16 protein-coding genes and 1 pseudogene are annotated in these 26135 nt (G+C 45.9%); 11 read left to right on the top strand and 6 right to left on the bottom strand.

From position 1 onward, the window contains the following. Nucleotides 1-228 precede the first annotated feature (228 nt). The 5 genes and pseudogenes from GC101_RS06215 to GC101_RS35990 all read left to right on the top strand — a co-directional run. Nucleotides 229-1644: a GBS Bsp-like repeat-containing protein gene (locus GC101_RS06215; RefSeq protein WP_171716539.1), complete on the top strand. Its 1416-nt coding sequence runs from the start codon at nt 229-231 to the stop codon at nt 1642-1644. Nucleotides 1645-1715: 71 nt separating this feature from the next. Continuing rightward, nucleotides 1716-3125, top strand: coding sequence for a GBS Bsp-like repeat-containing protein (locus tag GC101_RS06210; RefSeq protein ID WP_246354188.1), 1410 nt, complete (start codon nt 1716-1718; stop codon nt 3123-3125). Nucleotides 3126-3191: 66 nt separating this feature from the next. Beyond that, nucleotides 3192-8711: an RHS repeat-associated core domain-containing protein gene (locus GC101_RS06205; RefSeq protein ID WP_171716538.1), complete on the top strand. Its 5520-nt coding sequence runs from the start codon at nt 3192-3194 to the stop codon at nt 8709-8711. A gap of 11 nt (nt 8712-8722) precedes the next feature. Beyond that, the gene (locus GC101_RS06200; protein ID WP_171716537.1) at nt 8723-9415 is read left to right on the top strand and encodes a hypothetical protein; all 693 of its coding nucleotides are present in this window, start codon (nt 8723-8725) and stop codon (nt 9413-9415) included. Nucleotides 9416-9638: 223 nt separating this feature from the next. Then, nucleotides 9639-9824: pseudogene (locus tag GC101_RS35990) on the top strand (transposase); the annotation flags it as partial. Here the strand turns inward: GC101_RS35990 and GC101_RS06195 are convergent. Together GC101_RS06195 and GC101_RS36480 are read right to left on the bottom strand one after the other, a co-directional pair. Continuing rightward, the gene (locus tag GC101_RS06195; RefSeq protein WP_246354198.1) at nt 9778-10104 is read right to left on the bottom strand and encodes a transposase; all 327 of its coding nucleotides are present in this window, start codon (nt 10102-10104) and stop codon (nt 9778-9780) included. The pseudogene GC101_RS35990 and the gene GC101_RS06195 sit on opposite strands and share 47 nt — an antisense overlap. Nucleotides 10105-10154: 50 nt before the next feature. Then, a complete protein-coding gene (locus tag GC101_RS36480; protein ID WP_171716535.1) occupies nt 10155-10376 on the bottom strand; it encodes a winged helix-turn-helix domain-containing protein in 222 nt (73 codons plus the stop codon). 510 nt (nt 10377-10886) lie between these two features. On the opposite strand from GC101_RS36480, the gene GC101_RS06180 reads away from it, so the two are divergent. Continuing rightward, nucleotides 10887-11360 (top strand): contact-dependent growth inhibition system immunity protein, encoded by a 474-nt coding sequence (locus tag GC101_RS06180; protein ID WP_171716533.1) that lies wholly within the window; start codon nt 10887-10889, stop codon nt 11358-11360. Between the two features lie 1014 nt (nt 11361-12374). Continuing rightward, nucleotides 12375-14396, top strand: coding sequence for a carbohydrate binding domain-containing protein (locus GC101_RS06175; protein WP_171716532.1), 2022 nt, complete (start codon nt 12375-12377; stop codon nt 14394-14396). A 190-nt stretch (nt 14397-14586) separates the two neighbouring features. On the opposite strand, the gene GC101_RS06170 is transcribed toward GC101_RS06175, so the two are convergent. From GC101_RS06170 to GC101_RS06160, 3 genes are read right to left on the bottom strand one after another with little or no spacing between them, the layout of a single operon-like run. Next, on the bottom strand, nt 14587-16425 hold the full coding sequence (locus GC101_RS06170; RefSeq protein ID WP_171716531.1) for a CotH kinase family protein: 1839 nt from the start codon (nt 16423-16425) through the stop codon (nt 14587-14589). A gap of 54 nt (nt 16426-16479) precedes the next feature. Further along, nucleotides 16480-17211 carry a DUF4956 domain-containing protein gene (locus tag GC101_RS06165; protein ID WP_246354187.1) on the bottom strand — a complete coding sequence of 244 codons (732 nt, stop codon included), beginning with the start codon at nt 17209-17211 and terminating at the stop codon, nt 16480-16482. Nucleotide 17212: 1 nt separating this feature from the next. Continuing rightward, nucleotides 17213-17926: a polyphosphate polymerase domain-containing protein gene (locus GC101_RS06160; protein WP_171716530.1), complete on the bottom strand. Its 714-nt coding sequence runs from the start codon at nt 17924-17926 to the stop codon at nt 17213-17215. Nucleotides 17927-18198: 272 nt separating this feature from the next. On the opposite strand from GC101_RS06160, the gene GC101_RS06155 reads away from it, so the two are divergent. Beyond that, nucleotides 18199-19455, top strand: coding sequence for a purple acid phosphatase family protein (locus GC101_RS06155; protein WP_171716529.1), 1257 nt, complete (start codon nt 18199-18201; stop codon nt 19453-19455). Between the two features lie 192 nt (nt 19456-19647). Beyond that, entirely contained in the window at nt 19648-23313 is a 3666-nt protein-coding gene (locus GC101_RS06150; protein ID WP_425497135.1) for a X2-like carbohydrate binding domain-containing protein, read from the top strand. Nucleotides 23314-23438: 125 nt separating this feature from the next. On the opposite strand, the gene GC101_RS06145 is transcribed toward GC101_RS06150, so the two are convergent. Continuing rightward, nucleotides 23439-24179, bottom strand: a complete 741-nt coding sequence (locus GC101_RS06145) for an SDR family NAD(P)-dependent oxidoreductase (protein ID WP_171716527.1) — start codon at nt 24177-24179, stop codon at nt 23439-23441. A gap of 254 nt (nt 24180-24433) precedes the next feature. Between GC101_RS06145 and GC101_RS06140 the strand changes: the two genes are divergently transcribed. Together GC101_RS06140 and GC101_RS06135 are read left to right on the top strand one after the other, a co-directional pair. Further along, entirely contained in the window at nt 24434-25330 is an 897-nt protein-coding gene (locus GC101_RS06140) for a LysR family transcriptional regulator (RefSeq protein ID WP_171716526.1), read from the top strand. 194 nt (nt 25331-25524) lie between these two features. Then, nucleotides 25525-26118 carry a sigma-70 family RNA polymerase sigma factor gene (locus tag GC101_RS06135; protein WP_171716525.1) on the top strand — a complete coding sequence of 198 codons (594 nt, stop codon included), beginning with the start codon at nt 25525-25527 and terminating at the stop codon, nt 26116-26118. The last annotated feature ends 17 nt before the right edge of the window (nt 26119-26135 follow it).

Genomic DNA, 26135 nt, shown 5'->3' with positions numbered 1-26135 from the left:
TTCAAAAAAATAACAAATCCAGCACTATGGAAGACGGACATACCAGATCAAATGCGTTACTTTTATGATGTCAATGGGAGACTTAAATATATACTGTTGACCAATGGTAAGATTGTCGCGCTGAATTATGATAAGAATGGCTCTTTGTTAAAGAAAGAAGTTTTATGAGTAGTCTTTATAGCAATCAGTATAGTGGCGAAATATTTCATGGCTCTGGAGTGAAACAAAATGAATCTGTTTAAAGCTTGGAGATTTTTTGTTTGCTTTCTGTTCTTTTTTTTGTTAAATGAGCAAATACCAAGAGTGTCGGCTGCTGAATCGGTAGCTTCTAATTACATTATTGTTGATGGAGGGGAAGTCACACAAAAGCAGAAAGTTTATCTCTATAGTCAAGGCAGGCTGGAGACGGAAATCCTGCAGGATAACTCAATGATTACATATAGCTACGATATGAACGGTAATCTTTTAAGAAAGAGTAAGTCCTATTCTGCTGAACCCTATGTTATTAGTACATCAGCTGCCTCTTACGATATTTATTTGAAGGGAGTCTCCTACAGCATAAAACAGGTGACTTTTCCAACATGGACAGAGGTGAATGGACAAGATGATATCGAGTGGATTAACGGTGAAAAGGTTGCTCCAGGTATATGGAAAGCTACAATAGTACTCTCCAAGCATGGTGGAACCATTGGAGTGTATAATACACATATTTATGCGGACGGAACGTTGGTGAGAATGTTAAGCGCAGAATTGCAAGACACCACAAAAATCTATGCCCCACAGCTTGCTTATTTATCTAATGGATTTTATGAGGTTAGGGTTGAGGGGATTTCCAGAACAGTTAATGAGGTTCGGTTTCCAACATGGACTGAAAATAATGGTCAAGATGATTTGGAGAATCCATGGATTATGGGTGTAAAGGTAAGCGATACTACCTGGAAAATCCGAGTGCCTTTTAGTAAGCATAACTACGAAACTGGCAATTATTTAACTCATATTTATTTTTTGGATAAGAATAATAACCAGAAAGGAGTGATTGGACCAACTGTTACTGTTCGTGGTGGAACAGGAGGATCCAATGAAACTGATATCTCTGGAGTTTCCTATGATGTCTATATCTATGGTCTAGATCCACAAACTCAGAAGGTTCAATTTCCTTCATGGACCAAAAATAAAGATCAGGATGATATTGAATGGATTGACGGTGTGAAAGTAGCCAACGGCGTTTGGAAAGGTACAATTGTATATTCAAAGCATAATTCTGAACTTGGTAGATACATCAGTCATGTCTATGCAGATGGGAAATATAGCGGAGCATGGGAATTCGATGTAGTGGATGCATTGCAATACAAGTATCCTACCGTGGCATATCTGGGCAGTGGGTTTTATGATATTACAGTTAATGGAATCCCCTCTAATGTAACAAGTGTGCGATTCCCTACTTGGACCGATAAAAACGGTCATGATGATATTGAAGAACCATGGATTGAAGGAGAGCGATTAAGCAGTACAAGCTGGAGGATTCGTATTCCATATTATAAGCACAACAACGAAAGTGGGACATATTCTACGCATGTATATTCTTATGATGCATATGGCAATAGCCGAATTATTGGGATGTTGTCGGTAAATGTGATGAACTAGTCCATCTCACGATGTGAAAAATCTCAATAATTCATGTGTGGTAGGTGATCATAGATTGGAGAGTGCATTAATTGAAGAAAAAGGTAGTGTATCTTGTAATAAATGCTTGCCTCATTTGTATCCTCATCTTGGGGAATTCGCTTTCTTCTGTGTATGCGCAATCATCCAGTTCTAAACATATTGTAATCGATGCCGTAGGCTCACAGCGACAACATATTTATACCTATAATCAAGGACGTCTGAATACGGAAATTTTGTCAGATAAATCTATCATTCAATATGCCTATGATGCGAACGGGAATCTGGTAAAGCGCAGCAAAGGATTTTCATCCGAACCTTATATCTTTGGCCTTTCATCAGTATCCTTTGATATCTACATCCGAGGAGTGCGGCCAGATGTTCAGCAGGTACATTTTCCAACATGGACAGATCGTAATGGACAAGACGATGTGGAGTGGATCGTTGGCGAGAAGCTTGCTAACGGCGTGTGGAAAGGGACTGTAGTCTTTAATAGACATGGTGGGGAGTTAGGTACATATGTGACTCACATTTATGCTGATGGGGCAATTGTTGGAACAGCAGCTTCAGAAGTTCGGAACGATGAAATAACGGTTACTGCACCTGGGGAAGCATCGCTGGCTAGCGGGTCTTATAATATTCAGGTTAACGGTGTTGCGGACAGTATCAAAGAGGTGCGATTCCCTACATGGACTGAGAATAAGGGTCAGGACGACTTGGTCAATCCCTGGATTACAGGTGAGAAGCTTGCAGATGGTTCTTGGAGAATAAAAGTTCCATTCAGTAATTATAATTTTGAAACCGGGAATTATATTACGCACATTTATTCGTTTGATCAGTATGGGAATAAGACTGGAATAGGCGCCAAGGTAGTCAATGTGGTAGGAGGGACCGGAGGAGCAAAGGAGACAGATCTTTCCGGTGTTTCGTATGACGTATTTATATATGGCTTGGATCCCTCAATACAGATTGTACATTTCCCAACCTGGACAGCTAACAACAATCAGGATGATATTGAGTGGATTGAAGGCGTAAGAGTTGGAAGCGGAGTCTGGAAAGCAACGGTAGTATACTCCAAACACAATTCAGAGACAGGTCGATATATTACGCATATCTATTCTAGTGGCAAGTTTCTTGGAGCATGGGAATTCGATGTAACCAATTCACAGAATGTAAAAGCGCCGCTCACCGTGAAGCGGAGTGATGGATACTATGAAGTTTCTATTGAAGGAGTACCGGCTAATGTGACTCGTCTGGAATTCCCAACATGGACGAATAACAAAGGTCAAGACGATCTTTACTGGTACCAAGGTGAACGTGAGAGTGCATCCAAATGGAGAATTAGAATACCATTTGCCAATCACGGGAATGAAACTGGAACGTATACGACTCACCTGTACGCCCACGATGGCTATGGGAATAGTCGAGCGGTTGGAGGGATTACTGTGAACGTGACTAATTAGAGCAGGGAAGCGTACTATTGAAAATTCATTACTATCTGAAAATTATTTTACTTAGGAGAGATATATATGGGGCGTAGTTCATTTAAAAAATTCACAATTATTCTAATGGTATTTATTTTATTATTTGATAGCTTCTTTGGAACTTCTGTAGCTGTTGGAGGAGGTATACAACAACCCACAGCTGCAACTAAGTCCATTGAATCATCCACTGATGGATTACAGAATGTCCAACTCCCTAGCCCTACTCCATCTCCGTTGCCTGACGAATATATAGAAGTACAACCCGAATCTACATTCGTCCCTGCTCTGGAACCAACGCCGACACCAATGGCTGAAAGCTTTGATGTCCCATCTGTTTCGGAAGAGAATGAGCCTGCACAATCCAGGTCAAGCCTGAGAGCCTCAGAAGATGTACCTGCTGAAGGTTATGATGTTATGTCAGAGCCAGAAGTGAAGAGTCTATATGAGAAATATACAGAGTTATTTGGTGATAAACAGGTACTTCTGGAGCAGGAACAAATTGAAAAGTTATTTGAAGCAGGTACTTCAATCTCAGATGTGTATGCAATTGCTTTCCTGCATGCTATCTATAACCTAGATCCGTTAATACTATGGGAGATGAAGCAAAAATCAAAGGAAAATTGGCTGGGATTGGACCAAAAACTTAGTGAAGAAGATCAGAAGATTACCTCACCTACTGTAGCTGAAGATGTCTATGGAGAAGAGACCCTTTCTCGGGTATCGACGGTGACAGAGTCCGTATATGTGGAAGAATCACTGGAGGAACTCGATCAGCCCATTGCTAAATACAATGCCATTGTTACACTCAGCAGTTCCATTGATGATGCGATGAGCCAGATCGGATTGAAGGATAAATATCAGACCTTTAATCAGCAATTTTCAGATCAGAATAACTCCTCTGAAACGATCAATCCTATAACCGGAATGCTCACTTGGCGAAGTAACCAGATCAGTCTACCAGGGAGGGACGGTTTAGATCTTAACCTTGGTGTAATTTTTCAATCCAATATGACGAGTCAGTTTTATCCTGGAAGGTACTCTGATTCCACAGGGAAAACATTTAATGAAGGTATTTGGGATAACAACCAGTGGGATAACTTTTTAGGACTTGGTTGGTCCTTTAATATACCGTCTATTTCTAGTTACAATTCTTACAATGATGGTAAAGGTGGAACCTATGAGTTGGAATTTGTAAATCAAGGCGAGAATTCCTACTACAGGCTTAAGGATTATCCCGTCGGCGAGGTTAAGATAACCACTCCAGGTTCAAGTTTTTTGGTACAATTTCCGGATAAATCAACTGAACGTTATTATTCTGATACAATGGTGCAAACCGATCGGTTTGGGAATAAAATCACCTATACCTATGACTCCAAGCGGAATATATCATCTATTGAAGATACTCTAGGGAGAACCATCACCTTTGCGTATAAGTTATACGTAACTGGCTCTACGTCTACTGGACCTAATGTAACTGTAAGAGTTTTTGAAAATAACGTGAAGGTTAAAGAAGTGAATTACTTCCAGCAATCATTAGGTTTTAATGGGGCGACAGGTCTTAATCGGATTGAAGTAACCAATGAAGAGAAAATACAATTTGAGTATGCTGAGTACACACAGGAGTTCGATTTCTTAAGTAAGTCTGTGCCCAATAGCAAATCCGTTCACTTTGAAGAATATATGCTAAAGAAAGTACAGTACAATAATTCTTCCCAAAGTGTTTACGACTATGAATATGGATATCATAATTTATCCCAATACGGGGTTATAAAAAAATCACGGGTTAGCGGCAGAAGTGACCTTATTCTTCGCAATTCCTTGCCATCCTATGTTATGAACCATAATGTCATCAGTTATAGCGGTGATTATAGTGCGTACGGTGTGGGAAGTGATCCCGAAAAAGTACCTGAAGGGTATCATTTTTCCAGTACTGTAGGTTCTGTGAATCAAAACAATGTATTGCAGCAAACGACGACAACAACCTTCAATCACCTAAAGCAGCAAGAATCCGTAGAGACCAGAGTAGCGAGCGGAAGCCAGACGGGGCAGAGAGTACTCACGTTATATTCTAATTTTCTAACGAATTACAAGTTTACACCTAGCTTGATTGAGCAGCGGATCTATGATGGGGATGGCGATACTAATCCCAACAGTCTCTATACGGAATTAACCTATAATAATTTGGGATATACATTGACCGAGACATTGCCTATACCAAGTGAGAAACTCAATAACGTGGCTATTAAGCAGAAGTTTACCCGTTCCTATCAATATGATCCAAGCTTTAAGCTGCCCAAGGTAATAAGCTGGTATGCCAATGAGAACGATAATACACCACTATCCGAATCCGTTTCATACACAGCAGATGGCAGAATTGAGCGAAATGAGAATGCGTTAGGTGAGGTTACCTTATTTACGTACGGCAAAGATAGTAACGCTTTTACCGTCACTGCCGAGAAATGGGCGGGGAGTCAGCGAACTGCCAAAACAGTGACGATTTACGGTTCAACGTATAATTTTGCGTATCCTACCGAACAACAACAGTGGTTTAACATCGGGCAGCCAAATCAGCAGATTGTGACAACCTGGAAGAGTTACGATAGAGCTAGTGGCCTGCTTCTCAGTGAGACGAACGGTAATCAGCAGACGACCAGCTACGTTTATGATGCACTTGGCCGACTGCTGAAGATCACCAAACCTGAGTTTAGCAATTCGAATGGAACTAGATACAGTGAAACTGAGGAATATATTTATAAGGATAACCAGATCTCCACAAACTTTGATTCCGTGAATGCCGGAACATACAGTTTCGTAGTGGATACAATCCACACATTGACGCAGATCGCGAATGGAAGCACGATGAAGACGTATGGCATCCAATTCTATAATGGTCTGGGCCAGACCTTACTGGATGAACGCTATGACCCGAACGCAGGAAGATATACGCAAACACAATACCATTATGACGAATGGAACCGTCCAGTATATGTGATAGATGCAGCTAGTAATACCCTGTCAGCCAGTTATGACGCCTGGGGGAGACAGAATAGAGCCACGAATGCCAATGAGGATCTTATTGTAAGTGAGTATTCAATTAAAGCACGAACCAGTACAAGCTATATTCAAGATAAAACAACCCATGAAATTCTGAACTATGCCGAACAGAGCTTTGATGTATGGGGGAATAAAATTTCAGCGTCGACGTATAAAGATTGGCCAGCCAACGGGCAGAAGATCACCGAATCGTACCGGTATAATATCATGGGAAATATGACGGGGTATACCGATCCGAACCGTAAACTGAATGAGGATGGTGTCACGGCTACTTATACCTACGATTCCTTAGGCCGGTTATCTGCACTTAAGGATGCCTTAAACCAGACGACAGCGTATAGCTACGACGGCAATGGGCAGCTGTCCAAAGTAACTATCCAGGCTAAAAACGGATCGCCGCAAACCTTAAATACGAAAACATATAACGAACTTGGCTTGCTTGCAGTGAAGCAGGATGGAGCTTCGCAGAGTGAGAGCTATACGTATAATAGCTTAGGCCAATTAACAGCGAAAACAGACCGGAATGGCAGTTCCTATGGATATCTGTATGACGAAAGCGGGCGACTGAAGAAAAGTACCATCAGCGGAACGATCAATAATGTAACGCAAACACAGGAGACCAATGTTATTTTCGGAGATGGATCGGCATCTAATCAGACGCTCCAGACACTGAAGAACAACGTTATCACAGCAACGCAAACACAGACACAGGACAGCTTAGGGCGGGTTCGTTCGTATTCCGCGCTATCTGGAAATCACTCCGCTTCGATCGGGAATCAGCTGGATATCATCGGCAGAGTGAAGCAAATCAGCGACAACTATATGGGATTTTATACGAATTATCAGTATACGAAGCAGCGGTTGGACAAAGTTCAGACCAACGGGAGTTCCACGATGACCAGTGCGGCTTCGGCGAATGTCCAGTATAGTTATTTTGCAAATGACCTGGTGAAGTCGATCGCGTATCCGGCACTTACGGACGGTAGCGTTCTGAAGACAGAATACACCTACAACAAAGCGCTGGGCTGGACGGAGAGTGTGAAGAATACCAAGGGAAGTGAAGTCCTCTCAGGGTATAGCTATGGCTATGACAATAACGGAAATCGGGTTAGAGTTAGTGAAATCCGTAAAGGCAGCAGCTCGGAACAAGTAACCAATTACGACTATGATGCGCTGAACCGTTTGGTGTCGATAAATCGGCCGGACGGTACCCAAACGACATATACGTACGATGTACGAGGCAACCGGCAAACAGCATCTGATACAAGTTCTGTAAATCAGGATCTCGCAGATTCGAGCTACACCTATGATTTGCAGAATACCTTAACCTCAGTGACCAAGGGCGGAAATACAACCAGCTTCAAGTATTATGCGGATAGCCTACGGTCCATAAAGACGAAAGGGAATACAGAGACCCAAGTGAATTATAATTTCCAGGGTCAAGTCATCTCCGAGGAGAAAATCGTCAGTGGCGTGTTTGTAGAACAGGCAAACTTTGTCCGTGGTGACCGGGTACTGGTGAAGAAGGATAAGAAGGCATCCAAGGACTATTATTATCTGTATAATGGTCATGGTGACGTCGTACAGATTGTTGATACAAACGGAGTGATTAAGAATAATTATGTGTACGATGAATGGGGGAATATTACTTCTCAAACAGAGGAAATTTCGAACTCCTTCAAGTACGCTGGAGAAACCTATGATCCGGAAACAGGTCTTTACTATCTGCGGGCACGGTATTATGATCCGAGCATGGGGCGGTTTTTAAATGAGGATACGGTTGAAGGGCAGATTGATAATCCGCTGACACAGAATCTTTATACGTATGTAGGAAATAACCCATTAATTTTTTCAGACCCGTCTGGTCATAGTATGGAAAGCGATCATGTACTTACTCAACAAGTTCTTAATCAACTTGCACCTCTCACAGCTGGTTGGGAAGATTTACAGAGACAACTATTATCATTAGATAATAGTTCGGCCAGCAATATAACTAGGATGAACATTATAGCGTTACAAACTACTATACACCGTGCAGCTCAAAATATAAGATTTAATTATTTCAGTACAATTGAAAATCCAACACAAACGCAGATTGACGCTGCAAGTAGTGCGGGATACATTTTTGGGAAAAATGTAGATCTGAGTGCAGGGTATAAGGGGAGAGTTGATGCACAAAATGATGGTAGTGGTACTCAAAGACATGGACATATTTTCGGACCCAAAGGGGAAGAATGGTCGCGCAATCTAGATGGAACTATCCATGATGCTAATAGAAATAGTCCCGGATCACCACCAAAATGGGTACAGAAAGAAATGGAAAAGAAAACAAGGTTTAAGTGGAATGAAGTTAACTCAACTCCACCTACAAGCTCTATAAATCCAGGAAATATAGAAACTGGTTTGTATGTAGTTGGTGGAGGCTATCTTGCTTATAGAGGAATAAGACTCCTACCTTCATTAATACCTATATTGTGGCCAACTCTGCCCGCAAATTTAATAGCCCCATAGGAGGAAAAAATATGAATATATCTAATCTCAGCACGAACAAAATGGTTTTCTCCATTTCAATGGAAGAAGAAATCAATTTCCTTGCATTTTCCAATGATGATATTTTTATTTCAAGGACTACTATAAGGGAAATTGATTTCAATGGAAATGTAATCGAAAATAATGAAGACAAAATAAGCACCAAATCGATTTGGATGGTCAATCGTAAAACCGATATGAAAAAAGAAATTATTAAAAGTGGAGAATTTGATATTAATGATGTTTATTTAACGGTAAATTATCTATATTATGTAAAAATAGTTGATAAAGATAATGATGGATTGTTGCTTGAAAATGACTATCTTAGCGGTGAAGTATGGAGATTAAATAGAGCAACACTCGATAATGATTTTTGTTTCAAGATAAACCCATTTTATTTTCATCGTTTTTTATCAGCAGACGATTCATATGTAATTTTTGTTTCAGAAGATCGAATTCCTGATGTAACTGAGATAGTTTTTTATAATTTAGCCACCAATAAAAGTGCTGTACTAAAAAATGTCTATGAGAAAGATTGGTGCGATTTTAGAGTAGTAAACAATCAAGAAGGAGAGCCGGATTATTTTATCTATAAAGAGGAGATTAACGAAACATCTGAAAAAGATCTATCTTATGTGAAGGTGCTTAATTGGAAGGACTTAATAGCTCAATTGCAATGGAGATAAATAATGGGTGGTGATTGGGATATTTTCTCAGTTACCACCTGCTTTATTCACAGCGCCGCTTTATAAACTAAGATCCGTTTAAGGGGCAGACAAATAATCCGCTGAGCCAGAATCTTTATACGTATGTGCATAATAATTCTTTAATTTATAGTGCACTTGTAAAATAGTGAGGTACAAATATGCTATATAGATTGAATTAAAGAGTTACACATTTATGCACAGTCGGCTAGAGTTTGTGTTCTTGCCCAAATACTCTCCGAATCTCAATCCTATTGAGGGACTCTGGAAATGGTTGAAAAGCGATGTCATCCACAACGTTTTTTACGATAAAAGATACAAAATTCGAACCGCTGTCAGCCGATTTATGAACCGCATAAACCAGCATCCAATGGAAGTGATCGATCGGGTTCATCCTGTAGAAAATGTTCAATGGAAGCTGCTTTATGAATACGCTCATTGTCTAGTACCACAACGATTTGCCCAGTAGGATATTCGGTAAGAAGCGACTTTAAGAAGTGTTCGAACACCTTCGCATCGTACGATTCGCTTTCTTGGTAAAACACTTTACCCGTTGCATAATCCAGTGTTCCAAAAAGTTTGGCGCCTTCGTGCTTGCCATACGTTTTAATCTTCCGCTGTTGCCCGCGAGGAAACCAGTTGTACTGCAGCGATTGGTAGGCTCGAATCATGGATTCATCTTCAAAGAGCAAATGGGCGATTTGTCCGTCCATGAGCTTTTTTAAAAATTGATTGCGGTCTTCTCCCGAAACTTTTGTTGTTCTTCTGGGTCGGCAGCCGTTGCTTTCGTGTAACTGAATCCAAGGCGATGCAAAAGTAAAGATAGGCCACGCTCGCTAAAAGCTTGATTGAATTCACGCTCAATATAGCCAATGGCCAGTTTCAATGTCCAGGTGTATTTCGCATCAAATCCAACGTCAACCGGACGTTTGTTGGTAAGCACTTTGGTAAGTTGGTCCGTCTGTGTTTTCGTCAGTTTTGAGGTTTACCCGGCGAATGTTCCATCGTCAATGCATCCAGTCCGCCCTTACGATATTTATGCAGTTAGCCACCTATAGTTTTTCGCGTACGATGAAGGGTTTTCGAAATGTGTTCCAGCGTCTGTCCTTCCAATCGAAGGCGAACTGCGAGATAACGCTCATACATTCGCTTATCTGATGTCTGTTTCATGGCTTGTTCCACCGCTTCAATTTCGTTTGGGATTTACATTTCCTTTACGTCCTTTCAAATCGTCTTACTTTTTATTACCCGATTTTGGACACGAAGGTTAATTTGGGTAGTTCTTTGGATCATTTTATATAGGCTTAAAAATACTCAAAAAAGCAAATCATTTATTGAGGGTACATCGGAAGTAACAAAAAAGGCGGTTCAAGATGCAATTAATAAAGGACAAAAATTCTTAAATGAAGTAAAGAAAATAAGAGATTCGGTTAATCCATAGGAGAGTGATATTATGAATGGAAACTTAGAAGAATTAACCATTGATGATATATCAAAATTAGAAGGCCTTACTGAGGTTTTTGAGGTTGATGAAGATGTACCGCTTTCTGTTTGGTATAATAGTATTCGGAAGGTAAAGCTAAAGGACTTAAATCATGGAGACGTAGCAAAATTAATAAGGCAATCGATGCATCTTAAATATGTTATTCCAGAAGCATTGAATAGGTTAAGAATAAATCCTCTTGCTGGTTATTTAGGAGACGGGGAAATATTAGAAGCAATTGCACAAGTTAACGAGGAAGAATGGGATGAAAATTTTATTGTTAAAAGTATGATTAATTCTTTTGTTGAGGATTTCTTGCATTTAATAAAGACTAATGAATTGAACTTTCCAGAAGATAAGGAGATATATTCCGATCAAGAAAGAGAAGAATACCATCAATTATTATTAAGAATAAAGAAAGCACTTAGAAAATCTAGACACTAATTTTAAAACCATTTTTTAATTATTGGACCACATGTGAATTTCAGACTCCATGTGGTTTTTCTTTGGAAAAAGCGATTGACATTCTGGTATAGCGGTGGATGGAAGGAACGGATTACAAATTTAACCAAAACATTTGAAGTTAAATTGTTGATGATGAAGGCAACGAAAACACCTCAACGTAGCATTAGTCACAGCATTTTAGCCTTCTTGAGTTTGTTCAAGCAGGACAGAAAAGAGAAAGATTGATTGAACGAGTAAATTCTTTGCTGGTTGCTGATCCAATCAACGAAAGCAGAAACTTTAACCTATTGGAAGATGTAGTTACGGTAATGCAAGATCAGAATAAAAGCAAAGCTATGCGAAATACGAACAAAAACAGTTCTTTAAGAAGCTCGACAAGCTGTTCGAGGAAACTGGAATTAAACCTTGATCGGTGGTGAATACAATGAACAAGACAGGTGCATTGAACACAAGCTATACGTTAAACGATGAAAAGTTGCCGTACATGAAGTATATCGAGAACGGCCAAACTGAAGCTTCTATGCGGAGACAACGTTACTATGCTCACAGAAACAACTGCAAAGCATATTTGATAAGTTCGTATTAAGGCAACTTTATACATCATCTACGTATGCCAATCACAATAATTTGGGGAAAAATAGAAATCCTTAAAGGGAACTGCCTAAGTCGTCTTGCAATAAATAGCTAGAACACATCCTCACCCATGGACACGTTAGGTGGCCGATAACGATAAAAATCCAGAAAGTTGGATGAAATAAAAATAACATTAGTCTATATTGTACGTGATAATAAAGATATTTTCAGCTATAACCTTCTGGAAAATATTAACTTGTAGCGTTGATATTCTTATGATTTGAATGAATATTTATTTAAGGGTAAGATGGATTAATTTTTTGGAATTTGAGTTGTATTACAATTTAATGTATGAAGGAGGAAGTAAGGGATTGATGCTAAGAAAGCTATAATAATATTTATAATTTGGAGCTGAGAATATTGAAGAACATCACATTATTTATTTTAATTTTATTTATAATTATTGTCTTACCTCATAAAGCATATGCGGACGCGTATGAATATTTTTATGACAAAAATGGTCGGTTGGAATCAATAAAATCATTTAATAATGCTGTAGATTATAATTATGATTTAAATGGAAATTTAATCAGGAAAAATTCAAATGGTAATTTTGTAAAAAATGGTAATTTTGAAATGTCTGATCAGAACAATGGGACAGCGACTTATTGGAACACCTATAATGGAAAGGGTTATGAACAACCAAAAAGCGAAATAGAAACGATTACAGTAGCAAGTGGTAAACAATCTCAAAAGATAATGACTAATGGTGTAGGAGGATTGTATCAAGATATACAGGTAGCTGAGGATACAGCGTATGAGTTGAATGGGCGAATAAACTTAAGTACGGTGCAGAACGGAACGGTGATGCTAAGGGTTGATTACTACAATGGTTCAGGCAATTTAATCAGTGGAGAGACTCTTGCAGAAATAGGTGTACAGAACTTATGGACAACTATCGGAGGAGTAATGAAAACTCCAAAGGGAACGAATATCGCAAGGATACACTTTCACTTGGCCTCTTCAGCTGGGGGGACATTATTGATAGATTTGGTTTCAATGCAGAAGAGTACATACGGTAATATGCTGGCAAACGGAGATTTTGAGTTATCTCATACAGATGGTGTGGGCGAAGGTTGGGGGAAATACGGAGCTTATGGAGAATATAAACTGATATCCTCTAATGCGACTTCTGGCGTACAATCTCAAAAGCTTGTAATGACTAACGTAGGAGGTTTGTATCAGGATATAGCTGTAAATGATAAAACTTTATATGACTTGAACGGTCGAATAAATATAAGCAGTTTGTCGAATGGTAAGGTTCAACTAATCATCAATTATTTTGATATTTCGGGAAAAGCAATTAGTGGAGGAGTTGTAACGGAAGTAGGTGTGCTCAATACTTGGACTACATTTGGTGGAACCATTGAAACGCCAGTAGGAGCTCGAATAGCGCGAGTGCATATTCAAGTAGGTTCTCCTTCTGGAGGAGCAGTGTTGGTAGATATGGTATCCCTGAAAAAAAGTATAGACGGTAATATGTTGGCAAATGGGAATTTCGAAGCATCCCAAAATGGTGGTGTTGCGGATGGTTGGGGAAAATACGGAGCTTCAGGTGTCTATCAGGTTATAAGTTCTACTGTAACTTCGGGTAAACAATCTCAGATGCTTACTCTGACTGGTTCCGGGGGGGTATATCAGGATGTAGCTGTGAGCGGGAATACTGTGTATGACTTGAACGGCCGCATAAATATAAGCAGTTTGAAAAATGGGTCTGTAAAGCTAATTGTTGATTACTTCGATAGTTCAGGAAGAGCGATCAGTGGATCAACTTCTGAAGAAATAAACACCTTAAATGTATGGACTACGATAGGTTGTACAATTAAAACTCCAACAGGAGCGGTGGTTGCGAGAATACATGTTCAAGTAACATCCTCGTCTGGAGGAGCATTTGTAGTGGATATGGTCAATTTTAAGAAAAGTACAGATGGAAGTATATTGGCAAATGGGGATTTCGAGGGGTCTCAAATTGGTGGTATTGCAGACGGCTGGGGGAAATATGGAGCCTACGGAGATTATCAGCTGACAACCTTGGCTGTTGCTTCCGGGATTCAAGCCCAAAAAATTGAAATTACCGGTGAAGGTGGAATATATCAAGAAGTTGTTGTAACTACACAATCATCGTATGCTTTGAACGGTCTGATTAATATCACCAACTTGTCCAATGGAACAATTAAATTGATCGTTAATTATTATGAAGCATCCGGAAAATTGATTAGCGGAGTGACCTTGGCAGAAGTAAGTGGGTTAGGTAAATGGACTACTGTAAGTGGAACATTAAAACCACCAGTTGGGGCGGTGACAGCGAGAGTTCATTTCCACATGGCCTCTTCATCTGGAGGTACATTTATAGTAGATAAGATTACTCTTAAAAAGAGTTGAGATGGGGTGGGTATTATATAGGAATGTATACTGATTAAGCAGACGATTCCGAATTATTATTACCGATTAGCAATGTGGTTCAATGTACTATCGAGGTAAAGAAAAATAAAAGCATAGTTATAGGAATAAAACTGGCCTGGACGTTAATGTCCGGGCCAGTTTATGTGTTTAATGCAAGTATTATTAAGGGTTATAGCCGCTTCCGCTTATAGAAGCTAACAAATACCGCGGCAAGTAAAAGCAAAACAATAGCTATGCCGGTAGTAACAGCTTCGCTGGTACTACCTTGCTGCTGCGGTGTATTGCCTTGGCCGCCGAAGTCGCCCATGCCGCCACCGCCGAAACCTCCGCCGCCGCCCATACCGCCGGCGAAGCCCATACCACCGCCACCCGGGGCGTAGCCGCCCTCTGGCATGGCTGGACCGCCCATAGCGCCAGGCTCACCGCCGGGAACGCCTTGGCCGGTCTGCCCACCTTGCGCCGCTTGACCTTGCGGCGCACCGCCATTGCCGTCTTGCGGCTGCTGCCCGGCGGCCGCACTAGCACTGCCCTGCGCCGCTGCGCCCGCTTGCCCTTGCGCCGCGCCACCCGCCGCCGCGCCCGCCTGCCCTTGCGCCGCTGCGCCAGCCGCTGCGCCATCACCCTGCGCCGCCAGCCCGCCAGGCGCAGCACCAAACCCGCCGCCGCCGCGCCCGCCGCCAGCGCCGCCCATACCAGCGCCGCCGAATCCGCCACCACTGCCGTTGCCGTCATTGGTAGCGGGAATCGTGCCGTCGAGCTGCTGCGAAACGGTGCCCGCCATGGTCGACATGAAGGTCTTCACGGACTCGAGGCCGCTCTCATACTGCTCAAAGGTATAGAAGGCAGAAGGGTCGGCCTTCACATAGCTTGCGATCATGGTGTCCAGCTCGTTGATCCGGGCCTGGAAGGTCTCATCCTTCAGGTAGCCGCTCAGCATGCTGCGGACGATCTCGTGATATTTCGCCAGGTAAGTCTCATTCGCCAGCAGCTTCGCTACCAGCGGCCGCTCGGCGAGTGCGCCCTGGGTAGGCTCGTCAATCAGCACATCTGAGCCGCCCATGCCGCCGAAGGCCATGTTGTAATCCCACGGCAGGATGGAGAAGATACCGTCGTCCTCGTACAGGTAATAGTTCTGCTTATTACTGCCGAGGTAACTGTCCATATTGCCGGTCACTGCGTTTAAGGCAATATAGCCAAGAGCGTCATCCACATCGATGTATTTCTCATAGTCGGTGCCGTTGTTCAGCTCATCCAGCATATCGACGAGAATGTCATCGTTTGATTTCTTCGATTTCATCTCCAGGCCGGTGTAGAGGGAAGCGTCATCCCCGAGCCAGGTCAGATCGCTGCCCTGTCCGGTCATCTGGCCTTTATAGAGTGCGCCGTAGGCGTTGCCGAAATGGCGTTCCAGATAGGCATCGCCGATCTGCTCTACCGCCAGATAGAAGCCCTTAAGCTCCCCGTTAACGTAGATATTGACGAACGAATATTTTGGCACGGGCAGTCCCATGCTCTCCGCGAGCTCATAGGTCAGGAATTCCCGCATGTATGAGGCGTCGCTGTAGTTGTTGTTGAGATTGATTTTGGTAATCCCGAACAGGTTCTGATTCACATACTCGTCAAAAGACAGCTTGAAGCTGTACCGGTCCGAATCGCTCATCTGCACCACACTGCGCAGACTTAAGTTTCCTTTGGTCCGCACCCCGACATTGTCCATCTGGATGCCGTTATATTCGACGGAGGCGGTTTTGTATTCCTCGGCGCTGGCATTGTCCAGCATATCCTGGAAATCATCCGGGTCCAGCGTGATTTTGACATCTACAACCTTGTCCTTCGGAAAAACCTCTGTACCCTGACTCTGTTCCTCGCTTGATACCGCCTTGTTCTGCGTGTCCGTCATAGTGCTGCTGTTATCCGCAGAAGGATTTGAAATCTGACAACCAGCTATAGCGGTAACCAGCAGCAGGCAACTAAGAATGAGCAGAATCTGCTTACCTCGTGCTTTCATCTTGGGCACCGCCTTTCATGAATATAGATCTACCAGCCTGCAGCAGGCCCGTGATCATGAGACATAGTCGCCGCTATAGCTGATCAGCAGGGCATTCTTGACACCGGTAAGGCCGGAAACCGTGTTCACGAATCCGCCTTCCTTGTCGTCTAGCCGGAGCTCAAGCGTAAGCTCAATATTGCCGGCCGTTACCGTTTTTTGCTTCATATTATACCGTTTCACCGACTTGGTCAGATGGCTGTGAATTTCGCGCTCACTGTCGTCGCTGTCGCAGTTAATCACCAGCAGGTACGGAGTTTCGATAGAAGAACGTTTAATGAACAGGAACAGGATCAGGCCGATGATGATGGAGCCGATAATAGCCAGTGTGAAGAACCCGGCGCCCGTTACGATCCCGGCAACAGCTGCCCAGAACAGGAAGATCAGGTCGGTTGGATCTTTGATAGGCGTTCTGAAACGGACGATAGACAGCGCACCGACCATACCGAGTGACAGCACGAGGTTCGAGTTGATCGCGATAATAACGGTTGCAGTAATCATTGTCATGCCCATCAGGGAGACGTTGAAGCTTTTGGAGTAGAGGACACCGCTGAAGACCCGTTTGTACAGAATGTAAATGAAGAATCCGATCAGAAAAGCCACGCCGAGCGTAATCAGTATTTTGGAAATGCGGATGTCGGAAACGAAGTTGTCGGTCACCGAGCTTTTGATCATATCGGAAAAGGTAGTTGCGGTGTCGTTCGCTCCCTGTGCTGCGGCTGCAGCCAGACTTGCTGTGATGCTCATATCAATAATCCTCCCAAGTGTTGGTTTTTAGAAATTTCCGGCAAATGACGTATTTAGAAGCGGACTGCCGGTTCAGGCCTTCAAGCTGCAGGGCAATCCGGATATAATCGGGCAGGTATTCATCGAATTTGACCTCGAAAATAATTAAGCTCCCGTCAAGCGCCCGGACCGGCTGCAGCTCCTTGCTGAATATATCCACCGCATGCAGTCCCGTACGAAGCTCTTTGTCAAAAGTAATCCGCACGTTGCCGTTATGGCATACATAAGACTCGCGGACATAATCGACGATCACCTTCGGGCGCAGCAGGTTATGCCGCATCTGATTGTAGAGCTCCATAAACAGCGGCTTATCCGGTACATTCAGCACCTCATAGTTGCCGGCCATAATCTCATCGTACATGTCCCGCGTCAGCGGTTCTTTGATTTTGGCGATATAATCGTCCATCTTGATTTTTTTCTCAAAATGAATGACATCATCCTGCACATTGTAGATCCGTATGCGGTATTTGGCACGTTCACGCAGGCCTCCGAGCTTGTCGGACAACGCTGTATTGTTCATATCATCGAAATACAGGCTGCGGATATGGTATTCCCCGCTCTCGTCAGCATTCTGGTCTGTATCCATTAGGCTCTGGAGCCGCTGCCGGATGATAAGATATTGATGATAGCTAATGAAGAATTTCAGCTCGTGCCGGAATTGCAGCTTCTTGTTCATCTTACACCTCATTTCTCTCTCTAAGTTCTTGCGTGATCTGGCCGCTGACCCTATTCTAAGGGACCGACCTTATGATTTTCTTAAATTGAACTGAACGTCAGCTGAATGTTTTTACACTGCGTTTACAAATGTCACGAAATGTAAGGTTATTCCGGGGACGGGAATTTGACTTCCTGATGCCACTGGGGCTACCCTAGAATACAGAAACAGAACAGATCGAGCGGAGGGCTCAGAGAGATTGCAAGAATTGAAGCTGCAGGCGGAGGGAGTACATGAAAGACTTGAAAACATTCATTATCATCGGAATTATAGTCGTTGTATTGATCGTGCTGGCGCTTGGCGTGGAGCGGTTCAAATCGGAGCGGACCGCAGGGGGAGGATCTGAATTCTCGGGTGTACTTTATGATCTGGTCAGCACGTTTAAGGGTGATGCGGCCACCAGCCGTGCCTTTACCTGGTACACCGGGGACCCCGGAGCAGACGGCTGGCTTGAGGCAGTGAAAGGCGGGTCGGCTGATTTTAACGGAGATGGGATCATTAGGGTTCAGGCGGCCAACACTGTGATCAAGACGGATCAGGGTACAGCAGGCGTGCACAAAGCCGAGATTACCGGACTGGAGCCGGGAACTCGCTACACTTACCGGGTAGGCAGCGGAGAGGAAGAGGAGTGGAGCCCCGCATACGGGTTCAGCACTGCGGAAGCGGACAGCGGTCAGGTGACCTTTATTAATGTTACGGATTCCCAGGGAGTAACAGATGCGGATTTCGCAATCTGGGGCAACACCCTGGAACAGGCATTCAAGACCTTCCCGGCAGCAGAGTTTATTGTGCATAATGGTGATTTTACTGAAGATCCGGAGGATAGTGCGGCATGGAACAGCTTCTTTGGCTATGTTCAGAACAGGGTGGCCAGTGTGCCCCTCATGCCGGTGACCGGTAACCATGACGAGATTGATGAAGAGGCGGAGCTGTTTACCTCACATTTCAATCTGCCGGATAACGGGGCCAAGGGTTCAATCGCCGGTGCTTCCTATTCCTTCGATTACGGCCCGGTTCATGTGACTGTGCTGAATACAGAGAGTAATCTGAAGAAGCAGGCTGATTGGCTGAAGAAGGATCTGGCAGGTACGGATAAGCCGTGGACAATCGTAGCGATGCACCGTCCGGCGTATGGCGGGAACATGTACAGTAAGGTGGAGGACTGGACGGAGATTTTTGACAAATATAACGTGGATCTTGTGCTGCAGGGGCATAATCATGAGTATTCCCGTTCTTATCCGCTGCGCGCCGGTGAAATCGTGCCTGAGAGTGATGGTGGCAATGTTACAACAGGCGGAACGGTCTATGTGGTGACCAACGCCTCCGGGGCCAAATTCAACGAGAAGAAGGAAGACCAGTTCTACCATAAGGTTCATTTCCAGAATAATAAGCCGATGTTCGCCGGAATCACGGTTAGCGGGGATACCCTGACCTATCAGGCGTATGATACCTCTGGCAACAAGCTGGATGAGTTTGTTCTGAAGCATTAGAAATAGGGGTTCTTTTGGATGACATTCCATTAGAACCTTTTATTGTTAGAATAGTAATAAAAAGTGTGAAAATGGTACGATGATTGCTGACAGTTTTCTTATCGATTCGACCGTTTTCCCTCACAGTACAGGTTGTCAGCGCTCTATAATGAAAGCGTTATCAAAGAAAGAACCTGGGAGGTTAGAACCGTGATTCGAAAACGTATCCGAAGAATGGGAATGGTTGTCCTGCTGGCTGCAATGCCCTGCTCATTGTTTACCGTTTCTCCCGCAGTAACTCATGCCGCAGCAAGTGAAGCCTACAACTGGAACAGTGTGGTTACCGGTGCAGGCGGAGGGTTTGTTCCGGGTATTATTTTTAACCAGACTGAGCCGAATCTGATCTATGCGCGGACGGATATCGGGGGTGCCTACCGCTGGAATCAGACATCCGGCAGCTGGACATCGATCAGCGATTCTGTCGGCTGGGTGGACTGGAACAAGAATGGCGTAGATGCGCTGGCAACCGATCCGGTGAATCCGGACAAGGTGTATATGGCTACCGGCACCTACACGAACTCGTGGGACGATAATGGACAAATCATGCGCTCCAGCGACCGGGGAAATACGTGGCAGACAACGCCGCTGCCGTTCAAGGTTGGCGGTAATATGCCCGGACGTTCTGCAGGGGAACGGCTAGTGATTGACCCGAATAAGAACAGCATCCTGTTCTTCGGGGCGCGTAGCGGGAACGGCCTGTGGAAGAGCACCGACTCCGGGGTCACCTGGTCCAAGGTCAGCTCCTTCCCTAATGTGGGGACGTATATTCAGAATCCGACGCTTGATTATGGCAATGATCTTGTAGGATTATCCTGGATTACTTTTGATAAAAGCACAGGCACCTCCGGGAATGCCACCCAGACGATTTATGTGGGAGTAGCGGATACGGCAAGCAGCGTCTACCGCAGCACGGACGGGGGAGCAACCTGGTCTGCTCTGCCCGGCCAGCCTGTAGGTTATCTGCCGCATCATGGTGTTCTGTCTTCTACAGGTGATCTGTACATTACGTACAGCAATGGCGTTGGACCGTACGACGGCAGTAAAGGCGAGGTCTGGAAATGGAACAAAACAAGCGGGGTGTGGACGAATATCAGTCCGTCTACGGGAACCGATAACTGGTACGGATTCGGCGGACTTGCCGTAGATGCGCAGCATCCGGACACCGTGATGGTCTCCAGTCTGAATGCCTGGTGGCCGGATGAAGTCATCTTCCGCAGCACCAACGGCGGGGCAACCTGGAGCCGGATTTGGGATTGGGGCAATTATCCGGAACGGACCTATAAATTTGCGATGGATATCACAGCTGCCCCGTGGCTTGACCATGGAGTAACTTCGACTTCCCTTGATCCTTCGCCGAAGCTGGGCTGGATGATGGGGGATCTGGAGATTGATCCGTTCAACTCCAACCGGATGATGTACGGTACGGGTGCTACAATCTATGGTTCAAACAATTTAGGCGCTTGGGATACCGGCGGGAAAGTTAATATTTCCGTGATGGCGAAGGGAGTGGAAGAGACTGCAGTGCTGGGGCTGATCAGCCCTCCATCCGGAGCACACCTGATTACTGCACTAGGGGATGTGTCCGGCTTCCGGTATGATGATGTCACTGCAGCACCGGTGAAGTTCCAGACAAGTCCTTCCTGGGCAACCACAACCGGCATCGATTATGCTGAGTTAAGCCCAGCCTATGTAGTACGTGTTGGCGGTGCGGACAAGGAGAAGTCCCCAAGCATGAAGTCGGTCGGGATCTCCAATGACGGCGGCACGAACTGGTATATGCCGAATGCAGAGCCCTCGAACGGGACTAAGACGACTGCCGGGCAAGGCCAGGTAGCTGTATCCGCCAGCGGCAACTCTATTCTGTGGAGTACCTCAGATATTGGCGTGTATTATTCCAAGTCGTCCGGCAATTCCTGGACAGCCAGCAGCGGTGTGCCTGCCGGGGCCAAGATTGCTTCGGACCGGGTGAATGCGAATAAATTCTATGCCTTCTATGCGGGAACCTTCTACGTCAGTACGGATGGCGGAGCAACGTTCACGGCTACGGGAGCAACAGGCTTCCCGACCAATAATGTCGGCAATCTTCAGCCGAATCAGGCCCAGATCAGCATCAAAGCCATGCCGGGCATCGAAGGCGATATCTGGTTCGCCGGCGGCAATACGGTGGAGAACAAATATGGCTTATGGCACTCTGTCAATTCAGGCGCAAGCTTCACCAAGGTGGCCAATGTTGATGAGGCTGACCTCATCGGGTTCGGCAAGGCAGCGCCGGGCCAGAGCTACATGGCACTCTATACAGTAGCTCAGATCGACGGTGTAAGAGGGGTCTTTCGCTCCGATAATGCCGGGGCCAGTTGGGTACGGATCAATGACAATGCCCATCAGTATGCCAAAATCAACATGGCCATCACTGGAGATCCGCGCATCTACGGACGCGTATATCTGGGAACCAATGGCCGGGGCACCTTATACGCTGATCCGGTGAACCCGCCGGCGGCAGGCTCAACGATTACGCCGGTCAGCGCCAGCTTTGACAAGAAGACGGCGAATCAGGCGGATATCGCCGTGACGATGACGCTGAACGGGAACACATTAAGCAGCATTAAGAACGGCGCGGCAACGTTGACTGCTGGAACGGATTATAGTGTGAGCGGATCGGCAGTCACGATCAAGAAAGCATATCTGGCGACGCAGGCCGTGGGTACGACAACGCTGAGCTTCAATTTCAGCGCCGGAGCAGCGCAGACCTTGGCTATTGCGGTAGTGGATACAACAACACCGGCCAGCAATTCTGCGATAACGCCGGTCAGTGCCAGCTTCGACAAGAAGACGGCGAATCAGGCGGATATCGCCGTGACGATGACGCTGAACGGGAACACGTTAACCTCGATTAAGAACGGTGCGGCATCGTTGACCACCGGGACGGATTATAGTGTGAGCGGTTCGGCAGTCACGATCAGCAAGGCGTATCTGGCCGCGCAGGCGGTGGGTACGACAACGCTGAGCTTCAATTTCAGCGCCGGAGCGGTGCAGACCTTGGCTGTTGGGGTAGTGGACACAACAACGCCGGCCAGCAATTCTGCGATAACGCCGGTCAGTGCCAGCTTCGATAAGAAGACGGCGAATCAGGCGGATATCGCCGTGACGATGACGCTGAACGGGAACACGTTAACCTCGATTAAGAACGGTGCGGCATCGTTGACCCCCGGGACGGATTATAGTGTGAGCGGTTCGGTTGCCACGATTAGCAAGGCGTATCTGGCCGCGCAGGCGGTGGGTACGACAACGCTGAGCTTCAATTTCAGCGCCGGAGCAGCGCAGACCTTGGCTGTTGCGGTAGTGGACACAACAGCACCGGCGGCCGGCGGCCTTAAAGTTCAGATGTACAACAGCGGTACAGCGGCTGCGGCCAATACGCTGAGCCCGAAGATTAAGCTGATAAATAACGGCACGGCTGCTGTTTCATTGGCCGATGTGAAGATCAGATATTATTACACTATTGACGGTGAGCAGACCCAGAGCTTCTTCTGCGACTGGTCGCAGGTGGGAAGCACGAATGTGACCGGGACGTTTGTGAAGCTTCCGGCTGCCAAGACCGGAGCTGATTATTACCTGGAGCTTGGATTTACAAGCGCAGCAGGTTCCCTTGCGGCCGGGGAGAGCATAGATATTCAGCTGCGGGCGTCCAAGTCGGATTGGAGCAATTACACCCAGACCGGAGATTATTCCTTTAACGCAGCGGGCACAGCTTATGCGGATTGGGCCAATATTCCGGCCTATATCTCCGGCAGCCTGGTATGGGGGAATGAACCATCTTGATTAGGAGTTCAAGTGAGTAGAGTAGCAGAGTCTTGAACAGCTTCGAACAGACAGCCCCCTTCCGCAATATTGCGGAGAGGGGGCTGCTTGCTGTGTGTAGAATGAATCTGCCAGCGCTGTAGCGGCTATAAAGTCTGCCCGCTGTCGACGGTGATAATCTGCCCGGTCATGGCTTCCTGAGCGAGCGCGGAGCAGATGAAACGGGCGATATCTTCCGGCGCGGCAATGCTCTGCAGCAGCAGGTTCGGTGCGAGCTTGTGCATCTGCGCTTCCCGGCCCGCCCACCAGCGTGTCGCTACGGCTCCCGGGGCAACGCAGTTGACCCGGATGTCAGGGGCGAGAGCCTTGGCCAGCGACCGGGTCAGACCGTGAACAGCCGCTTTGGATACCGCATAAGGAAGTGACGAACCAGCACCTGTATTTCCGGCAATGCTGCCGAGGTTGACGATGGCCCCTTGCCCGCTTGATTTCATATACGGGGCGGCTGCCCGGGCACAGAAGAACATACCTTTGACATTTACGCCGTATAATTCATCCCACACCTCGGAGGTGACTGCCTCCAGATCATCCATAGGAATATGCTGCGTGATACTGGCATTATTCACCAGCAGATTTACAGTGCCATAGGTCTGTACTACTTGTTCTACCATTGCCCGTACCTCGGCATCTGCGGACACATCGGCTTGTACAGCAATGGCCTGCCCGCCCTGCGCTATGATCATGTCAACCGTTTCCCGGGCTTCCGCTTCCGAACGGGAATAATTCACGGCAACCTTTACGCCTTGCCCGGCAAGCTGAAGGCTGGTTGCCCGCCCGATACCTGTTCCTCCGCCTGTCACTATCGCGACATTACCCTTCAGATCCATCCTTATCCGCTCCCGACTTCTTATTGTTATTGAATATCCTGAGTACAATTGTATTCAGTTTGCCTGGTTTTGTATAATTGAATGAAATGAAGGAATGATTCAATAATATTGAACTATATCGAGCGCACTAGAACAATCTCAACAGCAGATGGTCAATGGACTCTGTAATGAAACACCCTCAAGCTCAGGTAGGCTGAATGCTATTCGCCATTCCCGCGGAAAACGGGAGTCTTACTGGAAAGAGGTTAGCGCAAATGGATTTCAAAACTTTAAAAACCTTTCAGGCCATTGTGAGCACAGGAAGCTTTAACCGTGCAGCCGAAGAGCTTAGCTATGCCCAGTCTACGGTTACAATGCAGATCCAGAAGCTTGAGGCTCAGCTGGGCGTTCAGCTCCTGGAGCGCGGCAAACAGCAGGTGATCCTGACGGAGGCCGGGAGGCTGTTCCATGAGCAGAGCCTGCAGATTGTGAAAGACATGGAGCGGCTGCAGAGCAGTCTGGCTGATCTGCAGTCGGGCGGAGCAGGGAGTGTCCGGATCGGTGCAACCGATCCGACTGCGAGTTACCGGCTGCCGCAGCTTTTGCGCATATTCATGGAACAGTTTCCCCGGATCATACTTTCAGTAGAGATTGCCGGAACAGCGGCTCTCAGCGGGCGGCTGCTTCGGGGAGAACTCGACATGATTCTGTGTTCAGCCCCGCAGCTTGGGACGGAGCTGTATTTCGAGCCGCTTTTCACCGAGGAGTTCGTGCTGCTGCTGCCCGAAGGTCATCCTCTAGAGACGGAGAAGGAGATTACTGCGGACCTGCTTCGCGGACACCGTCTGCTTATTACGGCTGTGGACTGCCCTTACCGCAAGAAGCTGGAGAGTATTCTGCAGGAAGCAGCCGGCCCTCCGCTGAACACTATGGAAATCGGCAGTATGTCCGCCTTGAAATTCTATGTGGAGAACGGTATTGGGATGGCTTTTGTACCTGAGATTACCTTACAGACTCTTCCGCCTGGTACAGTGGTCAGGAGACTATCAGGGCCGGGAGTTGATATGAGCTGCGGAATCGCCTGCAGAATAGCTGATTACCCGCTGAGGGGGGCGAACTTACAAGTCTATCAATTCCTGAAGCGGGAACTGGGGATACCTGTGCATATGTAGAATAGAGCTAATAAGTGCTGATAAGAACGGTTTGAGACAACTATACTTTATTTCCATATCCGGCTGTTCATGACGAAACTCATGGGCGGCCGTTTCTTTTTGTGCAAGGATTGAATTTATTGTACTCAAAGGGAACCTTTGTCCCGCAGCGGACCAATATAGAGTGAAAACCAAGACAGAAAGGAGAGAGACGGATGACTGAGGAAGAGCTGCATGGCTGTCTGCAAAGGCTGAAAGAAGGAGACAAGGATGCTTTCACTGCGCTGCATGACAGCATCAGGCACCAGGTGTACGGGACAGTCTGTCTGCTTGTTGACCGGCAGGGCGATGTGGCTGATGTAGTGAATGAAATCTACATAGAATTGTTCCGTAGTCTGCCGCAGTATGACAGGAATCGGCCCTTTGGGGCATGGCTGAACGGAATGATTGTACGGCAATGCAGCAACTGGAGCCGGAGAAGCTGGCGCAGGCTGCGCATCCAGATCCGCAGCAGGGAGAATGCGTCAGAGTTGTTGCTGCCGGGGGCGGATACACCGCTCCTTGAGCAGGAACAGCGGGGAGAGCTGCTTCAGCTGGTGGCTGGGCTTCCCCCTAAACTGCGCAGTGTTGTTGTCCTTCGCTACTATGGGGAATGCAGCTTTGAGGAGATAGCCTCTGCCCTGGAGATACCGCTGGGTACCGCTAAATCCAGGCATCACAAGGCAATGCGCAAGCTGCGGCAGCATGCCGTATTCACAGAGGAAGATGAGATGAAGGGGGACTATACATGCCTGTCGAAAGTCAATTGAAACGGGAGTTTGCCAGC

It is taken from the genome of Paenibacillus phytohabitans, from assembly GCF_013141775.1.
Classification (GTDB): Bacteria; Bacillota; Bacilli; order Paenibacillales; family Paenibacillaceae; genus Paenibacillus_AQ; species Paenibacillus_AQ phytohabitans.
This window is presented reverse-complemented; position numbering and strand designations above follow the sequence as displayed.